The sequence below is a fragment of the Metabacillus sp. KH_069 genome, assembly GCF_057838075.1.
In genome coordinates, this window is sequence record NZ_CM174460.1 from 154,906 (window position 1) to 175,724 (window position 20,819).

The 20,819-nt window shown below is 43.8% G+C and carries 23 protein-coding genes, 2 rRNA genes and 1 pseudogene; 24 read left to right on the forward strand and 2 right to left on the reverse strand.

The genetic code is table 11. The features are described from left to right. Positions 1 to 5: 5 nt before the first annotated feature. From rplO to AC3ISE_RS00945, 20 genes and pseudogenes are all read left to right on the forward strand, one after another. Complete coding sequence (rplO, locus tag AC3ISE_RS00850) at positions 6 to 446, forward strand: 50S ribosomal protein L15 (protein WP_070875221.1); 441 nt, start codon at positions 6 to 8, stop codon at positions 444 to 446. Then, positions 446 to 1,741, forward strand: coding sequence for a preprotein translocase subunit SecY (gene secY / locus AC3ISE_RS00855; RefSeq protein ID WP_070875220.1), 1,296 nt, complete (start codon positions 446 to 448; stop codon positions 1,739 to 1,741). The genes rplO and secY overlap by 1 nt, the downstream gene beginning before the upstream one ends. A 56-nt stretch (positions 1,742 to 1,797) precedes the next feature. Then, positions 1,798 to 2,451: an adenylate kinase gene (locus AC3ISE_RS00860; protein ID WP_070875219.1), complete on the forward strand. Its 654-nt coding sequence runs from the start codon at positions 1,798 to 1,800 to the stop codon at positions 2,449 to 2,451. After that, positions 2,448 to 3,194, forward strand: a complete 747-nt coding sequence (gene map, locus AC3ISE_RS00865; protein ID WP_489222702.1) for a type I methionyl aminopeptidase — start codon at positions 2,448 to 2,450, stop codon at positions 3,192 to 3,194. The genes AC3ISE_RS00860 and map overlap by 4 nt, the downstream gene beginning before the upstream one ends. Positions 3,195 to 3,211: 17 nt before the next feature. Then, a pseudogene (locus AC3ISE_RS00870) lies at positions 3,212 to 3,546 on the forward strand (KOW motif-containing protein). Next, positions 3,524 to 3,742, forward strand: coding sequence for a translation initiation factor IF-1 (gene infA, locus AC3ISE_RS00875; RefSeq protein ID WP_070875217.1), 219 nt, complete (start codon positions 3,524 to 3,526; stop codon positions 3,740 to 3,742). Before AC3ISE_RS00870 ends, infA begins: the two are co-directional and overlap by 23 nt. Before the next feature lie 32 nt (positions 3,743 to 3,774). Next, positions 3,775 to 3,888, forward strand: a complete 114-nt coding sequence (gene rpmJ / locus AC3ISE_RS00880; protein ID WP_003156543.1) for a 50S ribosomal protein L36 — start codon at positions 3,775 to 3,777, stop codon at positions 3,886 to 3,888. A 23-nt stretch (positions 3,889 to 3,911) separates the two neighbouring features. Further along, positions 3,912 to 4,277 (forward strand): 30S ribosomal protein S13, encoded by a 366-nt coding sequence (rpsM, locus tag AC3ISE_RS00885; protein ID WP_070875216.1) that lies wholly within the window; start codon positions 3,912 to 3,914, stop codon positions 4,275 to 4,277. 21 nt (positions 4,278 to 4,298) lie between these two features. After that, positions 4,299 to 4,688, forward strand: a complete 390-nt coding sequence (rpsK, locus tag AC3ISE_RS00890; protein ID WP_029282777.1) for a 30S ribosomal protein S11 — start codon at positions 4,299 to 4,301, stop codon at positions 4,686 to 4,688. A 184-nt stretch (positions 4,689 to 4,872) separates the two neighbouring features. Continuing rightward, on the forward strand, positions 4,873 to 5,817 hold the full coding sequence (locus tag AC3ISE_RS00895) for a DNA-directed RNA polymerase subunit alpha (RefSeq protein WP_251626514.1): 945 nt from the start codon (positions 4,873 to 4,875) through the stop codon (positions 5,815 to 5,817). Between the two features lie 80 nt (positions 5,818 to 5,897). Next, the gene (rplQ, locus tag AC3ISE_RS00900; protein WP_489222703.1) at positions 5,898 to 6,260 is read left to right on the forward strand and encodes a 50S ribosomal protein L17; all 363 of its coding nucleotides are present in this window, start codon (positions 5,898 to 5,900) and stop codon (positions 6,258 to 6,260) included. A 200-nt stretch (positions 6,261 to 6,460) separates the two neighbouring features. Beyond that, positions 6,461 to 7,303, forward strand: a complete 843-nt coding sequence (locus tag AC3ISE_RS00905; RefSeq protein ID WP_489222704.1) for an energy-coupling factor ABC transporter ATP-binding protein — start codon at positions 6,461 to 6,463, stop codon at positions 7,301 to 7,303. Further along, entirely contained in the window at positions 7,279 to 8,145 is an 867-nt protein-coding gene (locus tag AC3ISE_RS00910; RefSeq protein WP_489222705.1) for an energy-coupling factor ABC transporter ATP-binding protein, read from the forward strand. The genes AC3ISE_RS00905 and AC3ISE_RS00910 overlap by 25 nt, the downstream gene beginning before the upstream one ends. Next, positions 8,142 to 8,939, forward strand: coding sequence for an energy-coupling factor transporter transmembrane component T family protein (locus tag AC3ISE_RS00915; RefSeq protein WP_489222706.1), 798 nt, complete (start codon positions 8,142 to 8,144; stop codon positions 8,937 to 8,939). Before AC3ISE_RS00910 ends, AC3ISE_RS00915 begins: the two co-directional genes overlap by 4 nt. A gap of 6 nt (positions 8,940 to 8,945) precedes the next feature. Then, entirely contained in the window at positions 8,946 to 9,689 is a 744-nt protein-coding gene (truA, locus tag AC3ISE_RS00920; RefSeq protein WP_489224230.1) for a tRNA pseudouridine(38-40) synthase TruA, read from the forward strand. Between the two features lie 160 nt (positions 9,690 to 9,849). Beyond that, complete coding sequence (gene rplM / locus AC3ISE_RS00925; protein WP_070875209.1) at positions 9,850 to 10,287, forward strand: 50S ribosomal protein L13; 438 nt, start codon at positions 9,850 to 9,852, stop codon at positions 10,285 to 10,287. 20 nt (positions 10,288 to 10,307) lie between these two features. Then, on the forward strand, positions 10,308 to 10,700 hold the full coding sequence (rpsI, locus tag AC3ISE_RS00930) for a 30S ribosomal protein S9 (RefSeq protein ID WP_070875208.1): 393 nt from the start codon (positions 10,308 to 10,310) through the stop codon (positions 10,698 to 10,700). A 140-nt stretch (positions 10,701 to 10,840) separates the two neighbouring features. Continuing rightward, positions 10,841 to 11,287 (forward strand): DUF2521 family protein, encoded by a 447-nt coding sequence (locus tag AC3ISE_RS00935; RefSeq protein ID WP_489222707.1) that lies wholly within the window; start codon positions 10,841 to 10,843, stop codon positions 11,285 to 11,287. Positions 11,288 to 11,358: 71 nt separating this feature from the next. Then, positions 11,359 to 12,072: an N-acetylmuramoyl-L-alanine amidase CwlD gene (gene cwlD / locus AC3ISE_RS00940; protein WP_070875203.1), complete on the forward strand. Its 714-nt coding sequence runs from the start codon at positions 11,359 to 11,361 to the stop codon at positions 12,070 to 12,072. A gap of 107 nt (positions 12,073 to 12,179) precedes the next feature. Beyond that, positions 12,180 to 13,238: an Mrp/NBP35 family ATP-binding protein gene (locus tag AC3ISE_RS00945; RefSeq protein WP_489222708.1), complete on the forward strand. Its 1,059-nt coding sequence runs from the start codon at positions 12,180 to 12,182 to the stop codon at positions 13,236 to 13,238. A gap of 55 nt (positions 13,239 to 13,293) precedes the next feature. Here the strand turns inward: AC3ISE_RS00945 and gerD are convergent, their stop codons facing one another. After that, the gene (gene gerD / locus AC3ISE_RS00950; RefSeq protein ID WP_489222709.1) at positions 13,294 to 13,941 is read right to left on the reverse strand and encodes a spore germination lipoprotein GerD; all 648 of its coding nucleotides are present in this window, start codon (positions 13,939 to 13,941) and stop codon (positions 13,294 to 13,296) included. 142 nt (positions 13,942 to 14,083) lie between these two features. On the opposite strand from gerD, the gene AC3ISE_RS00955 reads away from it, so the two are divergent. Continuing rightward, entirely contained in the window at positions 14,084 to 14,698 is a 615-nt protein-coding gene (locus AC3ISE_RS00955) for a KinB-signaling pathway activation protein (RefSeq protein WP_489222710.1), read from the forward strand. Between the two features lie 21 nt (positions 14,699 to 14,719). On the opposite strand, the gene pdaB is transcribed toward AC3ISE_RS00955, so the two are convergent. Then, on the reverse strand, positions 14,720 to 15,484 hold the full coding sequence (pdaB, locus tag AC3ISE_RS00960; RefSeq protein WP_489222711.1) for a polysaccharide deacetylase family sporulation protein PdaB: 765 nt from the start codon (positions 15,482 to 15,484) through the stop codon (positions 14,720 to 14,722). Between the two features lie 120 nt (positions 15,485 to 15,604). Between pdaB and AC3ISE_RS00965 the strand changes: the two genes are divergently transcribed. From AC3ISE_RS00965 to AC3ISE_RS00975, 3 genes are all read left to right on the forward strand, one after another. Further along, on the forward strand, positions 15,605 to 15,817 hold the full coding sequence (locus tag AC3ISE_RS00965) for a hypothetical protein (protein WP_070875198.1): 213 nt from the start codon (positions 15,605 to 15,607) through the stop codon (positions 15,815 to 15,817). Between the two features lie 239 nt (positions 15,818 to 16,056). Then, positions 16,057 to 17,606: ribosomal RNA gene (locus AC3ISE_RS00970) — 16S ribosomal RNA — on the forward strand. 233 nt (positions 17,607 to 17,839) lie between these two features. After that, positions 17,840 to 20,770, forward strand: a 23S ribosomal RNA gene (locus tag AC3ISE_RS00975). The 16S and 23S rRNA genes sit together here, the layout of an rRNA operon. Positions 20,771 to 20,819 lie beyond the last annotated feature (49 nt).

The following is a 20,819-nucleotide window of genomic DNA, read 5'->3' on the forward strand; positions in this document are numbered from 1 at the left end:
TCCCGATGAAACTTCATGAATTAAAACCAGCAGAAGGGTCACGCAAAACACGTAACCGTGTTGGCCGTGGTACAGGTTCTGGTAACGGTAAAACGTCTGGTAAAGGTCATAAAGGACAAAACGCTCGTTCTGGCGGCGGTGTTCGCCCTGGATTCGAAGGTGGTCAAACTCCTTTATTCCGACGTCTTCCTAAACGCGGATTTACGAACATCAACCGTAAAGATTTCGCGATCGTGAGCTTAGACAAATTAAATCTTTTTGAAGACGGTACTGAAGTAACAACTGAACTTTTACTTGAAGCTGGCATGATCAGCAAAGTAAGATCAGGCGTGAAAGTACTTGGCAACGGCAAGCTTGAGAAAAAGCTTACTGTAAAAGCTAACAAATTCTCTGCATCTGCTAAAGAAGCTATTGAAGCTGCTGGCGGTACAGTAGAGGTGATTTAATGTTTAAGACAATCTCCAATTTTATGCGCGTGGGTGATATCCGCAATAAAATCTTGTTCACCCTTTTAATGTTAATTATATTTCGCATTGGAACTTTCATCCCTGTGCCTGGCGTCAACGCTGACGTTTTAAAGGCTCAGGATGAAATGAATGTTTTCGGAATTCTTAACACGTTCGGCGGTGGTGCACTGTATAACTTCTCGATCCTTGCGATGGGAATTATGCCGTACATTACAGCATCCATTATCGTGCAGCTTTTGCAGATGGATGTTGTGCCGAAATTTACTGAGTGGTCAAAGCAAGGTGAAGTTGGCCGTCGTAAACTAGCACAATTCACTAGATATTTTACGATTGTACTAGGTTTCATCCAAGCGTTGGGTATGTCTTACGGTTTTAATAATCTCGCTGGGGGATTATTAATTGAAAACCCAGGTATTGCAACGTACCTTTTAATTGCAGTTGTCTTAACAGCAGGTACTGCTTTTTTAATGTGGTTAGGAGAGCAAATTACCTCTAAGGGTGTTGGCAATGGTATTTCCATTATCATCTTTGCAGGGATTGCAGCAGGAATCCCTACAACTCTTAACCAAATCTATGCACAACAATTCCAGGACGCTGGAGATCAGCTTTTCTTGAATATTGTAAAAGTTGGGCTGATAGTATTAGCGGTAATCGCAATTATTGTTGGAGTTATCTTCATTCAGCAGGCTCTTCGCAAGATTCCTATTCAATATGCGAAGAACTCAGCAGGTCGTGCACCGGCGAAAGGTCAGTCTACTCACCTTCCGCTTAAAGTGAACCCGGCTGGCGTAATCCCTGTCATCTTTGCGGTTTCGTTCATTATTACACCGCCAACGATTGCATCATTCTTTGGATCCAATGATGTTACAAACTGGATTCAAAAAACGTTTGACTATACACAGCCAATTGGCATGGTAGTCTACGTAGCACTAATCATTGCTTTCACTTATTTCTATGCATTCGTTCAGGTTAATCCAGAACAAATGTCAGAGAATCTGAAAAAGCAAGGCGGATATATCCCAGGCATTCGCCCGGGTAAAAATACGCAAGAATATTTGACAAAAATTTTATACAGACTGACGTTTGTTGGTTCTCTTTTCTTAGCAGCTATCTCAGTTCTTCCTGTATTCTTTATTAAGTTCGCTAACTTGCCAGCTTCTGCACAGATTGGCGGAACGAGCTTGTTGATCGTAGTAGGGGTTGCTCTTGAAACGATGAAACAACTTGAAAGTCAGCTTGTTAAGCGTCATTATAAAGGATTTATTAAACAGTAAGGTTACGGGACTTGGGTCCCTTTCCTTCTAAATAGAGACTGAGGGGGGTAATATTCTTGAATTTAGTTCTTATGGGTCTGCCAGGAGCCGGTAAAGGCACACAGGCAGAACGAATCGTTGAAAAATATGAAATCCCTCATATCTCAACAGGGGATATGTTCAGAGCTGCTATTAAAGGAGAAACTGAATTAGGTCTTAAAGCAAAATCCTTCATGGATCAAGGTGCACTTGTTCCTGATGAAGTAACAATTGGTATCGTCCGTGAGAGATTGGGCAAGAATGATTGTGAAAAAGGTTTCCTCTTAGATGGATTCCCGCGCACAGTTGCTCAAGCTGAAGCTTTAGAAGAAATTCTGTCAGATCTTAATAGAAAAATTGATTACGTCATTAACATCGAGGTTGATAAAGACATCCTTATGGAGCGTCTTACAGGTCGCCGTATTTGCAAAAAATGCGGATCAACATATCATCTCGTTTTCAACCCTCCTGCGGCTGAAGGAATCTGCGACAAATGTGGCGGAGAACTTTACCAAAGAGAAGATGATAACGAAGAGACTGTTGCAAACAGACTTGAAGTGAATCTCAAACAGACACAACCTTTGCTGAATTTCTATGAAGAAAAAGGATATTTGCGTAATATTAATGGACAACAGGACATTAAGCAGGTTTTCGTTGACGTTAATGAACTGCTTGGAGGATTAGGTGAATGATCATTTGTAAGACTCCACGTGAAATTGAAATCATGCGTGAAGCTGGTCGCATTGTCGCATTGACCCACCAGGAACTCCAAAAACATATACAGCCTGGAATTACGACAAAAGAACTGGATGTAATTGCCGAAAAGTTTATACGCGGATGCAATGCAATTCCTTCTTTTAAAGGTTATAATGGTTTTCGCGGGAGCATTTGTGCTTCAGTGAATGAGGAGCTCGTTCACGGAATACCTGGAGATCGAGTATTGCGTGAAGGAGACATTATCAGCATCGATATCGGTGCTAAGTATAATGGCTATCATGGTGACTCTGCTTGGACATATCCTGTTGGAAAAATCTCTGAGGAATCTGAAAGACTTCTTGAAGTAACAGAAGAATCCTTGTACAAAGGGCTAGCTGAAGCAAAGCCCGGCGAGAGACTATCCAATATATCACACGCTATTCAGACGTATGTTGAACAGCATCAATTCTCGGTCGTTCGGGAATATGTTGGACACGGCGTTGGACAGGATTTACATGAAGATCCGCAGATTCCGCATTATGGTCCGCCAAACAAAGGTCCGAGGTTAAAACCAGGCATGGTATTGGCAATTGAGCCAATGGTTAATGCCGGCAGCCGTTACGTAAGAACTCTTTCTGACAACTGGACAGTTGTTACGCAAGACCGCAAGATGTGTGCTCATTTTGAACATACAATTGCTATTACTGAAACTGGCTATGAAATTTTAACTAAAGCCTGATCCGAAGGTGATATTGTTTGAACGAAGCCGAATCGAGTCCGCGCATAGGTCAGTTTGTCTATATTACTGAAGGCAGAGAAGCTGGACAATATGCTGTTGTGATCAATATTCTCGATGAACGATTCGTTTTAATAGCTGATGGAGAGAATCGATTGTTTCACTCCCCGAAAAAGAAGAATGTTAATCATCTAGAATTTATTGATTGCGTATCTCCGGAAGTTCAGAACAGTATATATGAAACAGGTCGTGTGACAAACGGGAAACTTCGGTTTGCCTTAACAAAGTTTGTCAATGAGCAAGTTGCTGATTTGAAGAAGGGAGAAAAGTGAATGGCGAAAGACGATGTAATTGAAGTAGAGGGTACTGTACAAGAGACATTGCCTAATGCAATGTTCAAAGTTGAGCTTGAGAACGGTCATACGGTTTTAGCGCATGTATCTGGAAAAATCCGCATGCATTTTATTCGTATTTTACCTGGAGACAAAGTTACGGTAGAATTATCACCATATGATCTATCTCGTGGCAGAATTACGTACCGTTTTAAATAAAACACTCCGCAACTAAGGAGGTAAGAGAAATCATGAAGGTAAGACCATCGGTTAAACCAATCTGTGAAAAATGTAAAGTTATTCGCAGAAAAGGCAAAGTAATGGTAATTTGTGAAAATCCAAAACATAAACAAAAACAAGGCTAAAACTAAAGGAGGTGCAGCTTTAAATGGCTCGTATTGCTGGTGTAGATATTCCTCGTGACAAACGCGTTGTTATTTCATTAACATACGTTTTCGGTATTGGTCGTCCAACTGCTGAAAAAGTACTAGCTGAGGCTGGTGTTTCTGAAGATACTCGTGTGCGTGACTTAACAGAAGAAGAATTAGGTAAAATTCGTGATATCGTAGACAAGCTGAAAGTTGAAGGAGACCTTCGTCGTGAAGTTTCTTTAAACATCAAACGTCTGATTGAGATCGGCAGTTTCCGCGGTTTGCGTCATCGTCGCAGTTTACCTGTTCGTGGTCAAAATACCAAAAATAACGCTCGTACTCGTAAAGGACCTCGTCGTACGGTTGCGAACAAGAAAAAATAAGGTAAAGGAGGTTAACCCACAATGGCTCGTAAAACGAACACTCGTAAGCGTCGCGTAAAAAAGAATATTGAGGCAGGTATCGCTCATATTCGTTCAACATTTAACAACACGATTGTTACTATTACAGACGTACATGGTAACGCTCTTTCTTGGTCAAGTGCAGGTTCACTGGGATTCAGAGGATCACGTAAATCCACTCCATTTGCTGCACAAATGGCTGCTGAAGCTGCAGCTAAAGGATCAATTGAACACGGTATGAAAACTCTTGAAGTAACTGTTAAAGGACCAGGCGCAGGCCGTGAAGCTGCTATTCGTGCACTTCAAGCTGCTGGTCTAGAAGTAACAGCTATCAGAGACGTTACTCCGGTTCCACATAACGGATGCCGTCCGCCAAAACGTCGTCGTGTATAAATTTTCTGTATAGATTTTGTATCCCTGTCAATAATGGGTTATGATACAGTAAAAAGTTCTCGCAGAAATAACTATTTGTTGTTGTGCACATTCGGGACTTTATAATGGGGAATTTCGGTTAGACACACCTAAAAGCTTGCTTTTGTCTAGCCGGGGTTTCGACGTTTTGAAGGAGGGTTTATAGATGATAGAAATTGAAAAACCAAAAATCGAAACGGTTGAAATCAGCGACGATGCCAAGTACGGTAAATTCGTCGTCGAACCACTCGAGCGTGGATATGGTACTACTTTGGGTAACTCCTTACGTCGTATTCTCTTATCTTCACTCCCTGGTGCCGCTGTAACATCAATCCAGATAGATAGTGTACTCCATGAATTCTCTACAATCGAAGGCGTTGTTGAAGATGTTACAACAATCATCTTAAACATTAAAAAGCTTGCTCTTAAGATTTATTCTGAGGAAGAAAAAACGCTTGAGATTGACGTACAGGATGAAGGAGTTGTAACGGCTGCAGATATTACTCACGACAGTGATGTTGAAATTCTAAATCCGGACCTTCATATTGCTACATTAGCGAAGGGTGCACATTTCCGTATGAGATTGACTGCGAAGCGTGGACGCGGATATACTCCGGCTGATGCAAATAAAAGAGAAGATCAGCCAATTGGCGTTATCCCAATCGATTCAATTTTCACACCTGTAGCCCGCGTGTCTTATCAAGTTGAAAATACACGTGTAGGTCAAGTGTCGAACTATGATAAACTTACTTTTGATGTGTGGACAGACGGAAGCACAGGTCCAAAAGAAGCTATTGCACTTGGTGCAAAGATTCTGACTGAACATCTTAATATCTTCGTAGGGCTTACTGATGAAGCTCAAAACGCTGAGATTATGGTGGAAAAGGAAGAGGACCAAAAAGAAAAAGTTTTAGAAATGACGATCGAAGAATTGGATTTGTCAGTTCGTTCTTATAACTGTTTAAAACGTGCAGGCATCAACACTGTACAGGAGCTTGCTCATAAAACAGAAGAAGACATGATGAAAGTTCGTAACTTAGGTCGTAAATCTTTGGAAGAAGTTAAAGCGAAACTAGAAGAACTTGGCTTAGGTCTTCGTAAAGACGACTGACGACTAGTTAACAAGTTAACTAGCGTTTTCGCGTGTTTCTAAAATTAACATACAGTATTAAACGAAGGAGGGAACACATAATGCCTTACAGAAAATTAGGACGTACAAGTGCTCAACGTAAAGCGTTACTTCGTGATCTAACTACAGATTTAATTATCAGCGAGCGCATTGAAACTACTGAGGCTCGTGCGAAAGAATTACGTTCAACTGTAGAAAAAATGATTACTTTAGGTAAACGTGGGGATCTTCATGCCCGCCGCCAAGCTGCTGCTTTCATCCGTAACGAGGTAGCAAACGAAGAAGGCACGCAAAATGCACTTCAAAAACTATTCGGTGATATCGCACCACGTTATACAGAGCGTCAAGGTGGATACACTCGCATAATGAAACTTGGACCTCGCCGCGGCGACGGAGCACCAATGGTCATTATCGAATTAGTTTAATTATATTTAGTTACTCCAAGGGCGGGTCAGTTTTTAGAAACTGGATCTATGCCCTTTTTTTATACACTTAAAGCCCCTCTATTCTTTCATAGAATGAGGGGTCACTCTAAGTGTGAGCAGAGAGAGAATAGAAGAGTCCGGTGTTTTATTCGTGTGCCCTTTATATTAAGCATACAAAAACACAGGTGAGGGAGGCAGCAATGGAACAGCCGATCATTCAAGTGAATGACGTGACATTCCGTTATCACGAAGAGGACGCCAGACCCGCATTGAACTCCGTTTCCTTAAGTGTAAACAAGGGAGAGTGGCTTGCGGTTGTCGGTCATAACGGCTCGGGTAAGTCTACACTTGCAAGAGTACTGAATGGGCTGATACTGCCTCAGAATGGTAGCGTAATCGTAAACGGCATCACTCTTAATGAAGATTCAGTTTGGGAGATACGAAAACAGATTGGCATGGTTTTTCAAAATCCTGATAATCAATTTGTCGGTACAACCGTAAAGGATGATGTGGCTTTTGGTTTAGAAAATCACGGAGTGCCGCGGGAAGTCATGAAAAAGCGCGTGGAGTGGGCTACACATAAAGTGAAGATGGAAGCTTTTCTCGATCAAGAGCCGCACCATCTGTCAGGTGGACAAAAGCAGCGTGTTGCCATTGCAGGTGTCATAGCTGTCCAGCCTCAAATTATCATCTTAGATGAAGCAACCTCCATGCTTGATCCCCAGGGAAGAAAAGAAGTCATTGAAACAGTAAGGGAACTAAAGGATCAGGGTATCGTTACTGTCATATCGATTACTCATGATCTGGAAGAAGCTTCGAAGGCTGACAGGATTATTGTCATGAATGGCGGGGAAAAGTTCGCCGAAGGTACACCTGAGACAATCTTCAAGCTTGATCAGAAGCTAGTTGAAATTGGCCTTGATCTCCCTTTTCCATACAGAGTGAGCATGAAGCTGAGAGAAGCAGGGGTTAACCTGACACGCAACCATCTAGATGAAGAAAGCCTGGTGAATGAACTGTGGACATTACATTCAAAGAGTTAGAGCACAGGTACCAAGTTCATTCCCCTTTTGAACGTCTTGCCTTATATGACATCAATCTGACGATTAAAGATCGTTCGTTTGTTTCGATTATTGGACATACCGGATCAGGGAAATCTACCATCCTGCAGCATCTAAATGGCCTGCTGAAGCCAACAAAGGGATCGGTCTCTATTGGAGACCGCAAAATTGAAGCTTCTAAGAAAAACAAGAATCTGAAATCAATCCGCCAATCGGTTGCGATTGTCTTTCAGTTTCCTGAGCATCAGCTGTTTGAGGAAACGGTGGAACGTGATATCATGTTTGGCCCGTTGAACTTCGGCGTGCCGCCTGAAGAGGCGAAAGTGAAGGCAGGAGAGGCACTAAGACGAGTAGGTCTACCTGCAGAGGTTCTTCAAAAATCGCCATTTGATTTAAGCGGCGGACAAATGAGACGTGTCGCCATTGCAGGTGTCCTGGCCATGGAGCCAAAGGTGCTAGTACTCGATGAACCGACAGCAGGACTTGATCCAAGCGGCAGAAAAGAGATCATGGACCTTTTCTTTACCCTTCATCAAGATCGCGCTCTTACGACCATCCTGGTTACACACAGCATGGAAGATGCTGCCCGTTACTCAGATGAAATCATCGTCATGCACAAAGGAACTGTTCAAATGAAGGGAACTCCTGAAGAAGTATTCAGCCATTCTGAAACGTTAATTTCTGCAGGGCTTGATCTTCCGGAAACTGTAAAGCTTCAAACAATTATCGAACAAAAGCTTGGCAAGGAACTGAAAGGGATCTCACTTTCTATTGATGATTTGGTTCATCAGGTTGCATCAGAGATAAAGGGTGACCCTAAATGATGAACAGTATGATCATTGGAAAATATGTGCCTGGAAGTTCTCTCATTCATAAGATGGATCCGCGTTCGAAGCTTGCGATGATCTTTTTGTTTGTCTTTATTGTTTTTTTTGCTAACAATACACTGACTTACGCGATTCTTGGCTTCTTCACGCTCTTTATTGTCGCTTCTACCAAATTGCCGCCTAGATTTTTGCTGAATGGCTTGAAGCCGATTATATGGATTATCTTATTTACCTTTATCCTGCACATTCTGGTCACGAAAGAAGGGCCTCTTCTGTTTGAATTTGGTTTTCTATCGATTCATGAAGAAGGAGTCAGACAGGGGATTTTCATTTCCCTGCGTTTCCTGTTTCTTATTCTTCTTACGACGATCCTTACGTTAACGACTACTCCTATCGAAGTAACAGACGGGATGGAAAGTCTGCTGAATCCGTTTAAAAAAATCGGTCTGCCTGTCCATGAACTCGCATTAATGATGTCGATCTCACTCCGGTTTATTCCAACCCTTATGGAAGAAACGGATAAAATCATGAAAGCGCAGATGGCAAGAGGCGTTGATTTTACAAGCGGACCTGTCAAACAAAGGATCAGTGCCATTATACCGCTGTTAGTGCCGTTGTTTATAAGTGCGTTTAAACGGGCTGAGGAACTTGCCACAGCTATGGAGGCGCGTGGATATCAGGGCGGTGAGGGCAGGACAAAGCTGCGCGAGCTGAAATGGGGAATCCTCGATACAGGTATTCTGGCCATTTTAGTCGGTGTAGGTATTGTTCTATTACTATTGCGTTCATAGGAGCTTATCATGAGGGTAAAATGCACAATCGGATATGATGGAACAAGATTTAACGGCTTTCAAATTCAGCCGAATCTGAGAACCGTCCAGGGTGAGATTGAAAGGGGCCTTAAAAGGCTTCATAAAGGAAAAGAAGTAAAAGTATTTGCATCGGGAAGAACGGACGCAGGAGTCCACGCAGTCGGACAGGTTCTGCATTTTGATACGGACATTTATATCCCTGAGGACCGCTTTCCAAATGCATTAAATTCACTGCTTGCAGAGGACGTTGCGATTCAATCCGTTTCATTTGTAAACGAGGACTTTCATGCAAGGTATCATGTCCGCGCGAAGGAATACCGCTATAAAATAAACCGTTCAGCGATCCGAAATGTATTTAATCGAAATTATTCTTATCATTATCCATACAAACTTGATTACGTCAAAATGCGAGAAGCGATTAAATTTCTTATCGGCACTCATGACTTTACCAGCTTCTGTTCTGCGAAGACGGATAAAGAAGACCGGGTAAGAACATTATATGATATCGAATTTTATGAAGAAGATGACATGCTTACGTTTCGGTTTGTAGGCGATGGATTTCTTTATAACATGGTAAGAATATTGGTCGGTACTCTGATCAATGCTGGGCGCGGAGCAACGGATCCTTATCAGATTCCGGAGATACTGAAGGCGCGGGATCGTTCCTTATGCGGCAAAACAGCCCCGGGGTCTGGATTATATTTGTGGAAAGTTTATTATGACAACTAAACCAGGTGTAACATTTTCTTGACAATGTTGCCTGAACGTTATAATATATCATATGGTATGTATTTCAACCCCACAAATAAAGCCCCGGAAGAGTTTAATTTGTGTTTTGAAATAGAATGATTAAATTTTAACAACTGAAAGATATTTAGGAGGGAAAAACATGCGTACAACATATATGGCGAAAGCAACTGAAGTTGAACGTAAATGGTTCGTAGTAGATGCGGCCGGCAAAACTTTAGGTCGTCTTGCTAGCGAAGTAGCATCTGTACTTCGTGGAAAACACAAACCAACTTACACACCACATGTAGACACTGGTGATCATGTGATCATCATCAATGCAGCACAAATCGAACTTACTGGTAAAAAATTGACTGACAAGATTTACTACCGTCACAGCCAATTCCCAGGCGGTTTGAAATCAAGAACAGCTCTTGAAATGCGTACAAACTACTCTGAGAAAATGCTTGAATTAGCAATTCGCGGAATGCTTCCTAAAGGTTCATTAGGACGTCAAATGTACAAAAAATTACATGTATATGCTGGCAACGAACATCCACATCAAGCACAACAACCAGAAGTTTACGAACTTCGCGGTTAATTATTAAGGAGGTTATTAATTTGGCACAGGTTCAATATTACGGTACTGGCCGTCGTAAAAGTTCAGTAGCGCGTGTTCGTCTGGTTCCAGGCGAAGGCCGTATTGTTATCAACGATCGTGAAGTAAAAGATTATATCCCATTCGCAGCTTTAATCGAAGATATTAAACAACCATTAAACTTAACTGAAACAACTGGAAGCTATGATGTTTTAGTTAGCGTTAACGGCGGTGGATTTGCTGGTCAAGCTGGCGCAATCCGTCATGGTATCTCTCGTGCATTATTAGAAGCTGACCCAGAATACCGCGGCACTTTAAAGCGCGCTGGTCTTCTAACTCGTGACGCTCGTATGAAAGAACGTAAAAAATACGGTCTTAAAGGCGCTCGTCGTGCACCTCAGTTCTCAAAACGTTAATTCGTTTTTCAGGAAACCACAACATTGTGTTGTGGTTTTTTTGTTGTCTAAAATCAGCTGTCCTCGCCACCCGAGATTTGAAAACTTTACCGCGCATGATAACAATGCACAGTAGGACAATAGAGTGAGGGGGCATTTATATGATGGAAAATATCACTTCACTTTCAGATAAAAGAAGAGAGAAACAAATCAATTATGAACGAAGTATACTTAAGGACCTTACGTTAACTCAGCTGAAAACGAAAGCTTACGAATGCTTTGGTGTTTTTATGCATTCCGGTAAGTTTGACTACTCAGCTATAGAAGATGGCTGCATTGATTTTTCCATAGAGGCCTATTTGCTAGGTGCAAGCTACAGCAGGTTTGGTTTTTTTGGAGAAACCATGCAGACTGTGAATCATAGATCGAGACGGGAAGAAAAACTGCTTGTCGACCAGCTATTTGACTACATGCTGATATGGGGAAACCCAGGCGAAAATGATTTCAAAAACGAATCGATCTACTGTGCTTGTGAGTTTTTAATTCATTTATGGTGGTCTGAGGGGTTTGAAAAAGGAGAAAAACGGCTGAAGCTTCGACTCCATTAAAAACTGGATATCTTATCATATTTCCTGCTGGTTCGCCATATAGTGTTAGAGGACGAGCAGGAGGGGAAAAAATGAGAAGAAAGCTAAGGTGGTTTGGCTTCGGTGCAGGCTTTATTTTATTACTCCTATTATTTCAGTTTCAATTCAATAATGACAGCTCCTGGAAATCGTGGAATCTGCCTTTGACGGGAAAAGTGATTTACATAGACCCGGGCCACGGAGGACCAGACGGAGGGGCGGTAGGTAAAAAACATCTTGAGAAAGATATCGCACTTTCCATATCCAAGCAGATTAGAGATTACCTTCAAGAACAGGGAGCGCTAGTCCTTCTCACTCGTGAAACGGATACAGATCTTGCTGAAAAGGATACAAAAGGTTATTCAAAGAGAAAAGGGCAGGATTTGAGAAAAAGACTTCACATGATTAACGATTCAGAAGCAGACTTGTATTTGAGTATTCACTTGAATGCCATTCCCTCTAATGAGTGGAGTGGAGCCCAGACTTTTTATCATTCAAAAATGAAAGAGAATGAAAAGGTGGCAAAATTCATTCAAGATGAACTAAGAAGAAATTTAGAGAATACAGACAGAAAAGCAAAACAAATGAATACAATCTACTTAATGAAGCACATTGATAAACCGGGTGCATTAGTAGAAGTAGGTTTCTTATCTAACCCGGAAGAGGCCAGACTTCTTGGGACGGAAGAATACCAGGACAAAGTGGCTGCATCCATTTATAATGGTATCTTAAGATATATGACACATGAAAAAAATCCTCCTGAGTGAAGGATTTTTTTGTTTTCTGCTGCCTGCTCTCGTCAGAATGTGCGATACCTCTTTTTTGTCTATATATGTTATACTGATGTAAACGAATACAACAAAGGGTGGTTATCATGCTGAATGAGGAAACAGCTCGTAAAATTGTCGGGAATTTAGAAGAACCTTTTTTACATAGAACATTAGAAGAGTTAAATGCAATTGAAGAAGTTTCCATAAAAGAAGAGAAAAATCATATTAGCATGAAAGTGGCGATTGCCAAAACAGGTACATCTGAACAAATGCAGCTGCAGCAGGAAATCGTTGCTAAACTAAAAGAAACAGGGGCTGCAACAGTGGGTCTCCGTTTCACTGAGCTTCCTCAAGAAGTCATCGCGAAATATCAAAATGCAAAGCCTGAAGATCCTTCATTGCTCTCAAACGGAAAGCAGCCGACGTTTATTGCGATTGCAAGCGGAAAAGGCGGAGTCGGAAAGTCTACCGTATCAGTAAATTTAGCAGTTGCATTGGCTCGCTTAGGCAAGAAGGTCGGCTTAATTGATGCCGATATTTATGGGTTTAGTGTTCCTGATATGATGGGAATCACAAAAAGACCGGTAGTAAGGGGAGAAAGAATCATCCCTGTTGAGCGGTTCGGTGTACAAGTTATCTCTATGGGCTTTTTCGTTGAAGACAATGCTCCGGTCATCTGGAGAGGACCTATGCTTGGTAAAATGCTCAACAACTTCTTTCAGGAAGTAGAATGGGGAGACCTGGATTACCTGCTGCTTGATCTGCCTCCTGGTACTGGCGACGTTGCGCTTGATGTTCATGCCATGCTGCCGTCTTGTAAGGAAATCATCGTGACGACTCCTCATCCAACAGCTGCATTTGTAGCGGCAAGAGCGGGTGCTATGGCTCTTAGAACAGAGCATGAAGTAATCGGAGTAGTCGAAAATATGTCTTACTTTGAAAGCAAGCTCACTGGAGAAAAAGAATATGTATTTGGCAAAGGCGGAGGAGAAAAGCTTGCACGTGAACTTGATGTGCCTGTCCTTGGAAATATTCCGCTCCAGCAGCCGGACTGGAACGAAGAAGACTTTGCTCCATCTGTTTACGCGAAAGATCACCCTACAGGTGAGATTTACTTAGGGATTGCCAAGAAGGTTACAGAACTTGTGCCTGTAAGTGTATAAAGGAAAAGCGCCAAGTGATTGGCGCTTTTCTCTTTTATTAAATGGACGCGGTTTATTACCCGCCCGATCCAGTTTCACTTTGTCCGCCTTGCTCTGATTGCTGGCCGCCGCTTTCGCCGCCGCCTGAGCTTCCTCCGCTGCCGCCTTGCTGATTCATTTCTTTAGCAGCCTTAAGGAGAGTTTCTTCCATCTTTGTTTTGAAAAGCGGGCTATTAATCGTTTCTGTAATGACTTGCTGAAGATGTTTTCGGAATTCTTGGCTTTGAAGCACTTTTACCGTTTGTTTTTCCATTTCAGGATTCTCGAGAACGCCAATAAGCATTTCTTGATATTCAGGGTCTTTCATTAATCCTTTAATGACTTTTTCATGCTCCGTCTGCAGGCTTTTGGCGAAGCTTTCACTGAACTTTGGATCTTCAAAGGTTTTTTTCCAGAATTCCGCACCTTTTTCAGATGTCAGTGTTTTTGAAATAGTATCTGAAACAACCTTTTGATCCATAATCAAATTTTGCTTCATGTCATCATTTTTCAAAATTTCCTGTATGGCTTTTTTTCCATCATCGGTCTTCAGTATATCAACAACCATCTTTTTTGTTTCTTCATAATCAAGTTGTCCTGCAGGCTGATCCTTTGGTGAACAGCTTGCAAGGAAGGAACATATGGCTATTAGCGATAATAATGAGAGCAACCTTCGCTTATTCATGTATGCAAAGCTCCTTTCATAATCAAGTTGCCTATTTTTAATATGAATTATCTAAAGGTTTTTATACTGGGAATTAAAATAGCTTTTTCAGAAAGACATTGGTAAAATTTCATGAGTAGATTACATATTGGGGGAAACTGCATTGAACAGTAGAAATTGGGTTCGCTTGTTTTTGACGACTCTGCTTGTCGGAGGCATCAGTACAAGCATCGTCGGCTTTGCGTTAAGATGGGGAGATTATCAGAAATTTTTTGTCTCTTTTGATCTTGTTGAAATCCTCTCCATTTTATTTTGGCTGATTGGTGTTGGTTTTATTTTCAGTATTATTAGCCAAATGGGCTTTTTTGCATACTTAACGATCCATCGCTTTGGTCTAGGCATATTCAAAACAGCAGCTTTATGGAATGCCATTCAAATCGTGCTGATTTTGTTCGTGGTGTTTGATTTGATTTATTTCCGCTATCAGCTGTTCGCAGCAGAAGGTGAATCGATTCTGTCATATATCCTGCTTGCATTATTCATTGTTATTTTTGGTCTGGCTGTAGCTTACATCAAAATGCAGCAAACCAATAAAATGGCTTTCATCCCGGCTTTGTTCTTTATGATTGTCGTTACTTCTGTCGAGTGGGTCCCTGCTCTCCGCGTAAATGAGGGGGACTGGCTGTATCTCATGCTCATTCCGCTTCTCATCTGCAATGCGTACCAGCTATTATTATTAACGAAATACTCTCAAGCCAAAAAAGCTAAGCCCATGTGAGCTTAGCTTTTTTTATGATCTTTATTTAACTTCAGTTGTTTTCGCATTCCCATTAGCGATTAATTCAGCAACCGATACATTCTGTAATCCTTTTTGCTTCAGACCATCAACAATCTGGGGAAGTGCTTTTTGTGTTTGCTTAGCGGAATCAGAAGCATGCAGCAGAATAATGTCTCCGCCCTGGACGCTGTCATTGACGTTCTTAACAATTTCATTTACTCCTGGATTCGTCCAATCATCAGAGTCAACACTGTAGTGGACAACCGTATAGCCGTATCTTTCAGCTATAGTAAGAATTTCTTGATTGAAATTGCCTGTTGGAGGTCTGAGGAGTTTAATATCCTTCAGCCCAAGTTCATTAAACACATCCTGTGCCATTAGAATGTCGCGGCGAACGTCCTCAGCCTCCAAAGAAGTATAATTTTTATAAGCATAGCCCATGCTTCCAACCTGGTGTCCATCCTTTATAATTTGCTTCACGATTTCCGGATGACGTTCAGCCCATGCCGCAGAAAGGAAAAAGGTTGCGTTTGTAATGCCGTTTTGCTTCAATGTTTCAAGAATGGGCTTTGCTTTCTCATCTCCCCAGCTGATATCAAAAGTTAATGAAACCTTATTCTCCTTTTCCTCACCTCTAAAAACCGCTTTAGGGCCATCTGCAGTTGAAAAAACAGGGAATTGCATGACGTTTTCTATATATAAAATCCCGGCTGTAAAAAGCGCAGCTATCACAATAATGATAAGTTGCTTGATCTTTTTAACATGTACAACGTAAAAATTGTTCATCCTCATCAACCCCGTCCCAATGTTCTTGTCTCATATGTATGCCAAGCTGTTAATAATATGATTAGAAAAATACAGCTTGTGCAATAATGATAAAACTTAGGCATCTTAGAGGAGGATCATATGTCAAAAGGATTCATTTTTAATGATAAAGAAGCACAGGAAATGGAGCTGCTGGTTGAGCAGGAATTATCCATTATCAGCAACATACTGATCGATGAAAATTTGACGTTCGTTCAAAAAAGGTCTCTTTTAGAAAAAAGAGAACTCCTTAGCAATTTGTATAAAATTATCAGCGGGAAATTCGATCAGCATTTTAATAAATATATTAAATAATTTCTATTGACCATGGGTGTAATAGATGGTATATTATTCTTCGTCGCTAAGAAACAATTTGAATTTGAAAGAACGAAAAAAATATTTCAAAAGGTTGTTGACACAGCGATAGAGACCATGTTAAATTATATAAGCCGTCACCACTGATGGCGAAAATGATCTTTGAAAACTAAACAAAACCAAAAGCGTACCAAACGTTTTAAATTTTTGAAGTCAGCAACAAATTGAGTCACAAATTTTCTTCGGAGAGTTTGATCCTGGCTCAGGACGAACGCTGGCGGCGTGCCTAATACATGCAAGTCGAGCGGACTTGCTGGAGCTTGCTCCAGCAGGTTAGCGGCGGACGGGTGAGTAACACGTGGGCAACCTGCCTGTAAGACTGGGATAACTCCGGGAAACCGGAGCTAATACCGGATAGTATCTTGAACCGCATGGTTCAAGTTGGAAAGACGGTTTCGGCTGTCACTTACAGATGGGCCCGCGGCGCATTAGCTAGTTGGTGAGGTAATGGCTCACCAAGGCAACGATGCGTAGCCGACCTGAGAGGGTGATCGGCCACACTGGGACTGAGACACGGCCCAGACTCCTACGGGAGGCAGCAGTAGGGAATCTTCCGCAATGGACGAAAGTCTGACGGAGCAACGCCGCGTGAGTGATGAAGGTTTTCGGATCGTAAAACTCTGTTGTTAGGGAAGAACAAGTGCGAGAGTAACTGCTCGCACCTTGACGGTACCTAACCAGAAAGCCACGGCTAACTACGTGCCAGCAGCCGCGGTAATACGTAGGTGGCAAGCGTTGTCCGGAATTATTGGGCGTAAAGCGCGCGCAGGCGGTTTCTTAAGTCTGATGTGAAAGCCCCCGGCTCAACCGGGGAGGGTCATTGGAAACTGGGAAACTTGAGTGCAGAAGAGGAGAGTGGAATTCCACGTGTAGCGGTGAAATGCGTAGAGATGTGGAGGAACACCAGTGGCGAAGGCGACTCTCTGGTCTGTAACTGACGCTGAGGCGCGAAAGCGTGGGGAGCGAACAGGATTAGATACCCTGGTAGTCCACGCCGTAAACGATGAGTGCTAAGTGTTAGAGGGTTTCCGCCCTTTAGTGCTGCAGCTAACGCATTAAGCACTCCGCCTGGGGAGTACGGTCGCAAGACTGAAACTCAAAGGAATTGACGGGGGCCCGCACAAGCGGTGGAGCATGTGGTTTAATTCGAAGCAACGCGAAGAACCTTACCAGGTCTTGACATCCTTTGCCACTTCTAGAGATAGAAGGTTCCCCTTCGGGGGACAAAGTGACAGGTGGTGCATGGTTGTCGTCAGCTCGTGTCGTGAGATGTTGGGTTAAGTCCCGCAACGAGCGCAACCCTTGATCTTAGTTGCCAGCATTCAGTTGGGCACTCTAAGGTGACTGCCGGTGACAAACCGGAGGAAGGTGGGGATGACGTCAAATCATCATGCCCCTTATGACCTGGGCTACACACGTGCTACAATGGATGGTACAAAGGGCTGCGAGACCGCGAGGTTTAGCCAATCCCATAAAACCATTCTCAGTTCGGATTGCAGGCTGCAACTCGCCTGCATGAAGCTGGAATCGCTAGTAATCGCGGATCAGCATGCCGCGGTGAATACGTTCCCGGGCCTTGTACACACCGCCCGTCACACCACGAGAGTTTGCAACACCCGAAGTCGGTGGGGTAACCGCAAGGAGCCAGCCGCCTAAGGTGGGGTAGATGATTGGGGTGAAGTCGTAACAAGGTAGCCGTATCGGAAGGTGCGGCTGGATCACCTCCTTTCTAAGGAATATATGAGGACGCTTTTGGTTTTTGTTTAGTTTTGAGAGATCATTCTCTCTATAATAGAAGACAAATCTTCTGATTTGTCGGTTGTTCTTTGAAAACTAGATAACGTAATTGATAACAAGTAATTCACTGAGATTTACGCTTACCATAATTAGTGATTTTCCAGACATTTATGTCTGAACAAACAACGAAATGCGAAACGCATCTTAGATGCGGCTGACCATTTAGGTTAAGTTATGAAGGGCGCACGGTGGATGCCTTGGCACTAGGAGCCGATGAAGGACGGGACTAACACCGATATGCTTTGGGGAGCTGTAAGTAAGCTTTGATCCAGAGATTTCCGAATGGGGAAACCCACTGTTCGTAATGGAACAGTATCTTTATCTGAATACATAGGATATTGAAGGCAGACCCGGGGAACTGAAACATCTAAGTACCCGGAGGAAGAGAAAGCAAACGCGATTTCCCAAGTAGCGGCGAGCGAAACGGAATTAGCCCAAACCAAGAGGCTTGCCTCTTGGGGTTGTAGGACACTCTATACGGAGTTACAAAGGAACGGGGTAGATGAAGCGACCTGGAAAGGTCCGTCAGAGAAGGTAAAAACCCTGTAGTCGAAACTTCGTTCCCTCCAGAGTGGATCCTGAGTACGGCGGGACACGAGAAATCCCGTCGGAAGCAGGGAGGACCATCTCCCAAGGCTAAATACTCCCTAGTGACCGATAGTGAACCAGTACCGTGAGGGAAAGGTGAAAAGCACCCCGGAAGGGGAGTGAAAAGATCCTGAAACCGTGTGCTTACAAGTAGTCAGAGCCCGTTAATGGGTGATGGCGTGCCTTTTGTAGAATGAACCGGCGAGTTACGATCCCGTGCAAGGTTAAGTTGATGAGACGGAGCCGCAGCGAAAGCGAGTCTGAATAGGGCGTTTTAGTACGTGGTCGTAGACCCGAAACCAGGTGATCTACCCATGTCCAGGGTGAAGTTCAGGTAACACTGAATGGAGGCCCGAACCCACGCACGTTGAAAAGTGCGGGGATGAGGTGTGGGTAGCGGAGAAATTCCAATCGAACCTGGAGATAGCTGGTTCTCTCCGAAATAGCTTTAGGGCTAGCCTCAAGTATGAGAGTCTTGGAGGTAGAGCACTGATTGGACTAGGGGCCCTCATCGGGTTACCGAATTCAGTCAAACTCCGAATGCCAAAGACTTGCTCCTTGGGAGTCAGACTGCGAGTGATAAGATCCGTAGTCAAGAGGGAAACAGCCCAGACCACCAGCTAAGGTCCCAAAGTATACGTTAAGTGGAAAAGGATGTGGAGTTGCTTAGACAACCAGGATGTTGGCTTAGAAGCAGCCACCATTTAAAGAGTGCGTAATAGCTCACTGGTCGAGTGACTCTGCGCCGAAAATGTACCGGGGCTAAACGTATCACCGAAGCTGTGGACTGTTCTTACGAACAGTGGTAGGAGAGCGTTCTAAGGGCGTTGAAGCTAGACCGTAAGGACTGGTGGAGCGCTTAGAAGTGAGAATGCCGGTATGAGTAGCGAAAGAGGGGTGAGAATCCCCTCCACCGAATGCCTAAGGTTTCCTGAGGAAGGCTCGTCCGCTCAGGGTTAGTCGGGACCTAAGCCGAGGCCGAAAGGCGTAGGCGATGGACAACAGGTTGATATTCCTGTACCACCTCCTCACCATTTGAGCAATGGGGGGACGCAGGAGGATAGGGCAAGCGCGCTGTTGGATATGCGCGTCCAAGCAGTTAGGCTGAGAAGTAGGCAAATCCGCTTCTCATATAAGGCTGAGCTGTGATGGCGAGGGAAATTTAGTACCGAAGTTCCTGATTCCACACTGCCAAGAAAAGCCTCTAGCGAGGTGAGAGGTGCCCGTACCGCAAACCGACACAGGTAGGCGAGGAGAGAATCCTAAGGTGAGCGAGAGAACTCTCGTTAAGGAACTCGGCAAAATGACCCCGTAACTTCGGGAGAAGGGGTGCTTTTTAGGGTTCATAGCCCTGAAAAGCCGCAGTGAATAGGCCCAGGCGACTGTTTAGCAAAAACACAGGTCTCTGCGAAGCCGCAAGGCGAAGTATAGGGGCTGACGCCTGCCCGGTGCTGGAAGGTTAAGGGGAGAGGTTAGCGCAAGCGAAGCTTTGAACCGAAGCCCCAGTAAACGGCGGCCGTAACTATAACGGTCCTAAGGTAGCGAAATTCCTTGTCGGGTAAGTTCCGACCCGCACGAAAGGCGTAACGATCTGGGCACTGTCTCAACGAGAGACTCGGTGAAATTATAGTACCTGTGAAGATGCAGGTTACCCGCGACAGGACGGAAAGACCCCGTGGAGCTTTACTGTAGCCTGATATTGAATTTTGGTACAGCTTGTACAGGATAGGTAGGAGCCTTGGAAGCCGGAGCGCCAGCTTCGGTGGAGGCATTGGTGGGATACTACCCTTGCTGTATTGAAATTCTAACCCACAGCCCTGATCGGGCTGGGAGACAGTGTCAGGTGGGCAGTTTGACTGGGGCGGTCGCCTCCTAAAATGTAACGGAGGCGCCCAAAGGTTCCCTCAGAATGGTTGGAAATCATTCGCAGAGTGTAAAGGCACAAGGGAGCTTGACTGCGAGACCTACAAGTCGAGCAGGGACGAAAGTCGGGCTTAGTGATCCGGTGGTTCCGCATGGAAGGGCCATCGCTCAACGGATAAAAGCTACCCCGGGGATAACAGGCTTATCTCCCCCAAGAGTCCACATCGACGGGGAGGTTTGGCACCTCGATGTCGGCTCATCGCATCCTGGGGCTGTAGTCGGTCCCAAGGGTTGGGCTGTTCGCCCATTAAAGCGGTACGCGAGCTGGGTTCAGAACGTCGTGAGACAGTTCGGTCCCTATCCGTCGTGGGCGCAGGAAATTTGAGAGGAGCTGTCCTTAGTACGAGAGGACCGGGATGGACGCACCGCTGGTGTACCAGTTGTCTTGCCAAAGGCATCGCTGGGTAGCTATGTGCGGAAGGGATAAGTGCTGAAAGCATCTAAGCATGAAGCCCCCCTCAAGATGAGATTTCCCATCACGTAAGTGAGTAAGAACCCTGAAAGATGATCAGGTTGATAGGTCTGAGGTGGAAGCGCGGTGACGTGTGGAGCTGACAGATACTAATCGTTCGAGGACTTAACCACAGTCTAATAAAGTGTAAGATCAAAGTGAAACTTGTTATCATACGTTATT

Bases quoted from the DNA above. Each gene is read 5' to 3' on its own strand.
- rplO (WP_070875221.1), top strand. From the start codon at position 6: ATGAAACTTCATGAATTAAAACCAGCAGAAGGGTCACGCAAAACACGT.
- secY (WP_070875220.1), top strand. From the start codon at position 446: ATGTTTAAGACAATCTCCAATTTTATGCGCGTGGGTGATATCCGCAAT.
- map (WP_489222702.1), top strand. From the start codon at position 2,448: ATGATCATTTGTAAGACTCCACGTGAAATTGAAATCATGCGTGAAGCT.
- infA (WP_070875217.1), top strand. From the start codon at position 3,524: ATGGCGAAAGACGATGTAATTGAAGTAGAGGGTACTGTACAAGAGACA.
- rpmJ (WP_003156543.1), top strand. From the start codon at position 3,775: ATGAAGGTAAGACCATCGGTTAAACCAATCTGTGAAAAATGTAAAGTT.
- rpsM (WP_070875216.1), top strand. From the start codon at position 3,912: ATGGCTCGTATTGCTGGTGTAGATATTCCTCGTGACAAACGCGTTGTT.
- rpsK (WP_029282777.1), top strand. From the start codon at position 4,299: ATGGCTCGTAAAACGAACACTCGTAAGCGTCGCGTAAAAAAGAATATT.
- AC3ISE_RS00895 (WP_251626514.1), top strand. From the start codon at position 4,873: ATGATAGAAATTGAAAAACCAAAAATCGAAACGGTTGAAATCAGCGAC.
- rplQ (WP_489222703.1), top strand. From the start codon at position 5,898: ATGCCTTACAGAAAATTAGGACGTACAAGTGCTCAACGTAAAGCGTTA.
- AC3ISE_RS00905 (WP_489222704.1), top strand. From the start codon at position 6,461: ATGGAACAGCCGATCATTCAAGTGAATGACGTGACATTCCGTTATCAC.
- AC3ISE_RS00915 (WP_489222706.1), top strand. From the start codon at position 8,142: ATGATGAACAGTATGATCATTGGAAAATATGTGCCTGGAAGTTCTCTC.
- rplM (WP_070875209.1), top strand. From the start codon at position 9,850: ATGCGTACAACATATATGGCGAAAGCAACTGAAGTTGAACGTAAATGG.
- AC3ISE_RS00935 (WP_489222707.1), top strand. From the start codon at position 10,841: ATGATGGAAAATATCACTTCACTTTCAGATAAAAGAAGAGAGAAACAA.
- cwlD (WP_070875203.1), top strand. From the start codon at position 11,359: ATGAGAAGAAAGCTAAGGTGGTTTGGCTTCGGTGCAGGCTTTATTTTA.
- AC3ISE_RS00945 (WP_489222708.1), top strand. From the start codon at position 12,180: ATGCTGAATGAGGAAACAGCTCGTAAAATTGTCGGGAATTTAGAAGAA.
- gerD (WP_489222709.1), bottom strand. From the start codon at position 13,941: ATGAATAAGCGAAGGTTGCTCTCATTATTATCGCTAATAGCCATATGT.
- pdaB (WP_489222711.1), bottom strand. From the start codon at position 15,484: ATGAACAATTTTTACGTTGTACATGTTAAAAAGATCAAGCAACTTATC.
- AC3ISE_RS00965 (WP_070875198.1), top strand. From the start codon at position 15,605: ATGTCAAAAGGATTCATTTTTAATGATAAAGAAGCACAGGAAATGGAG.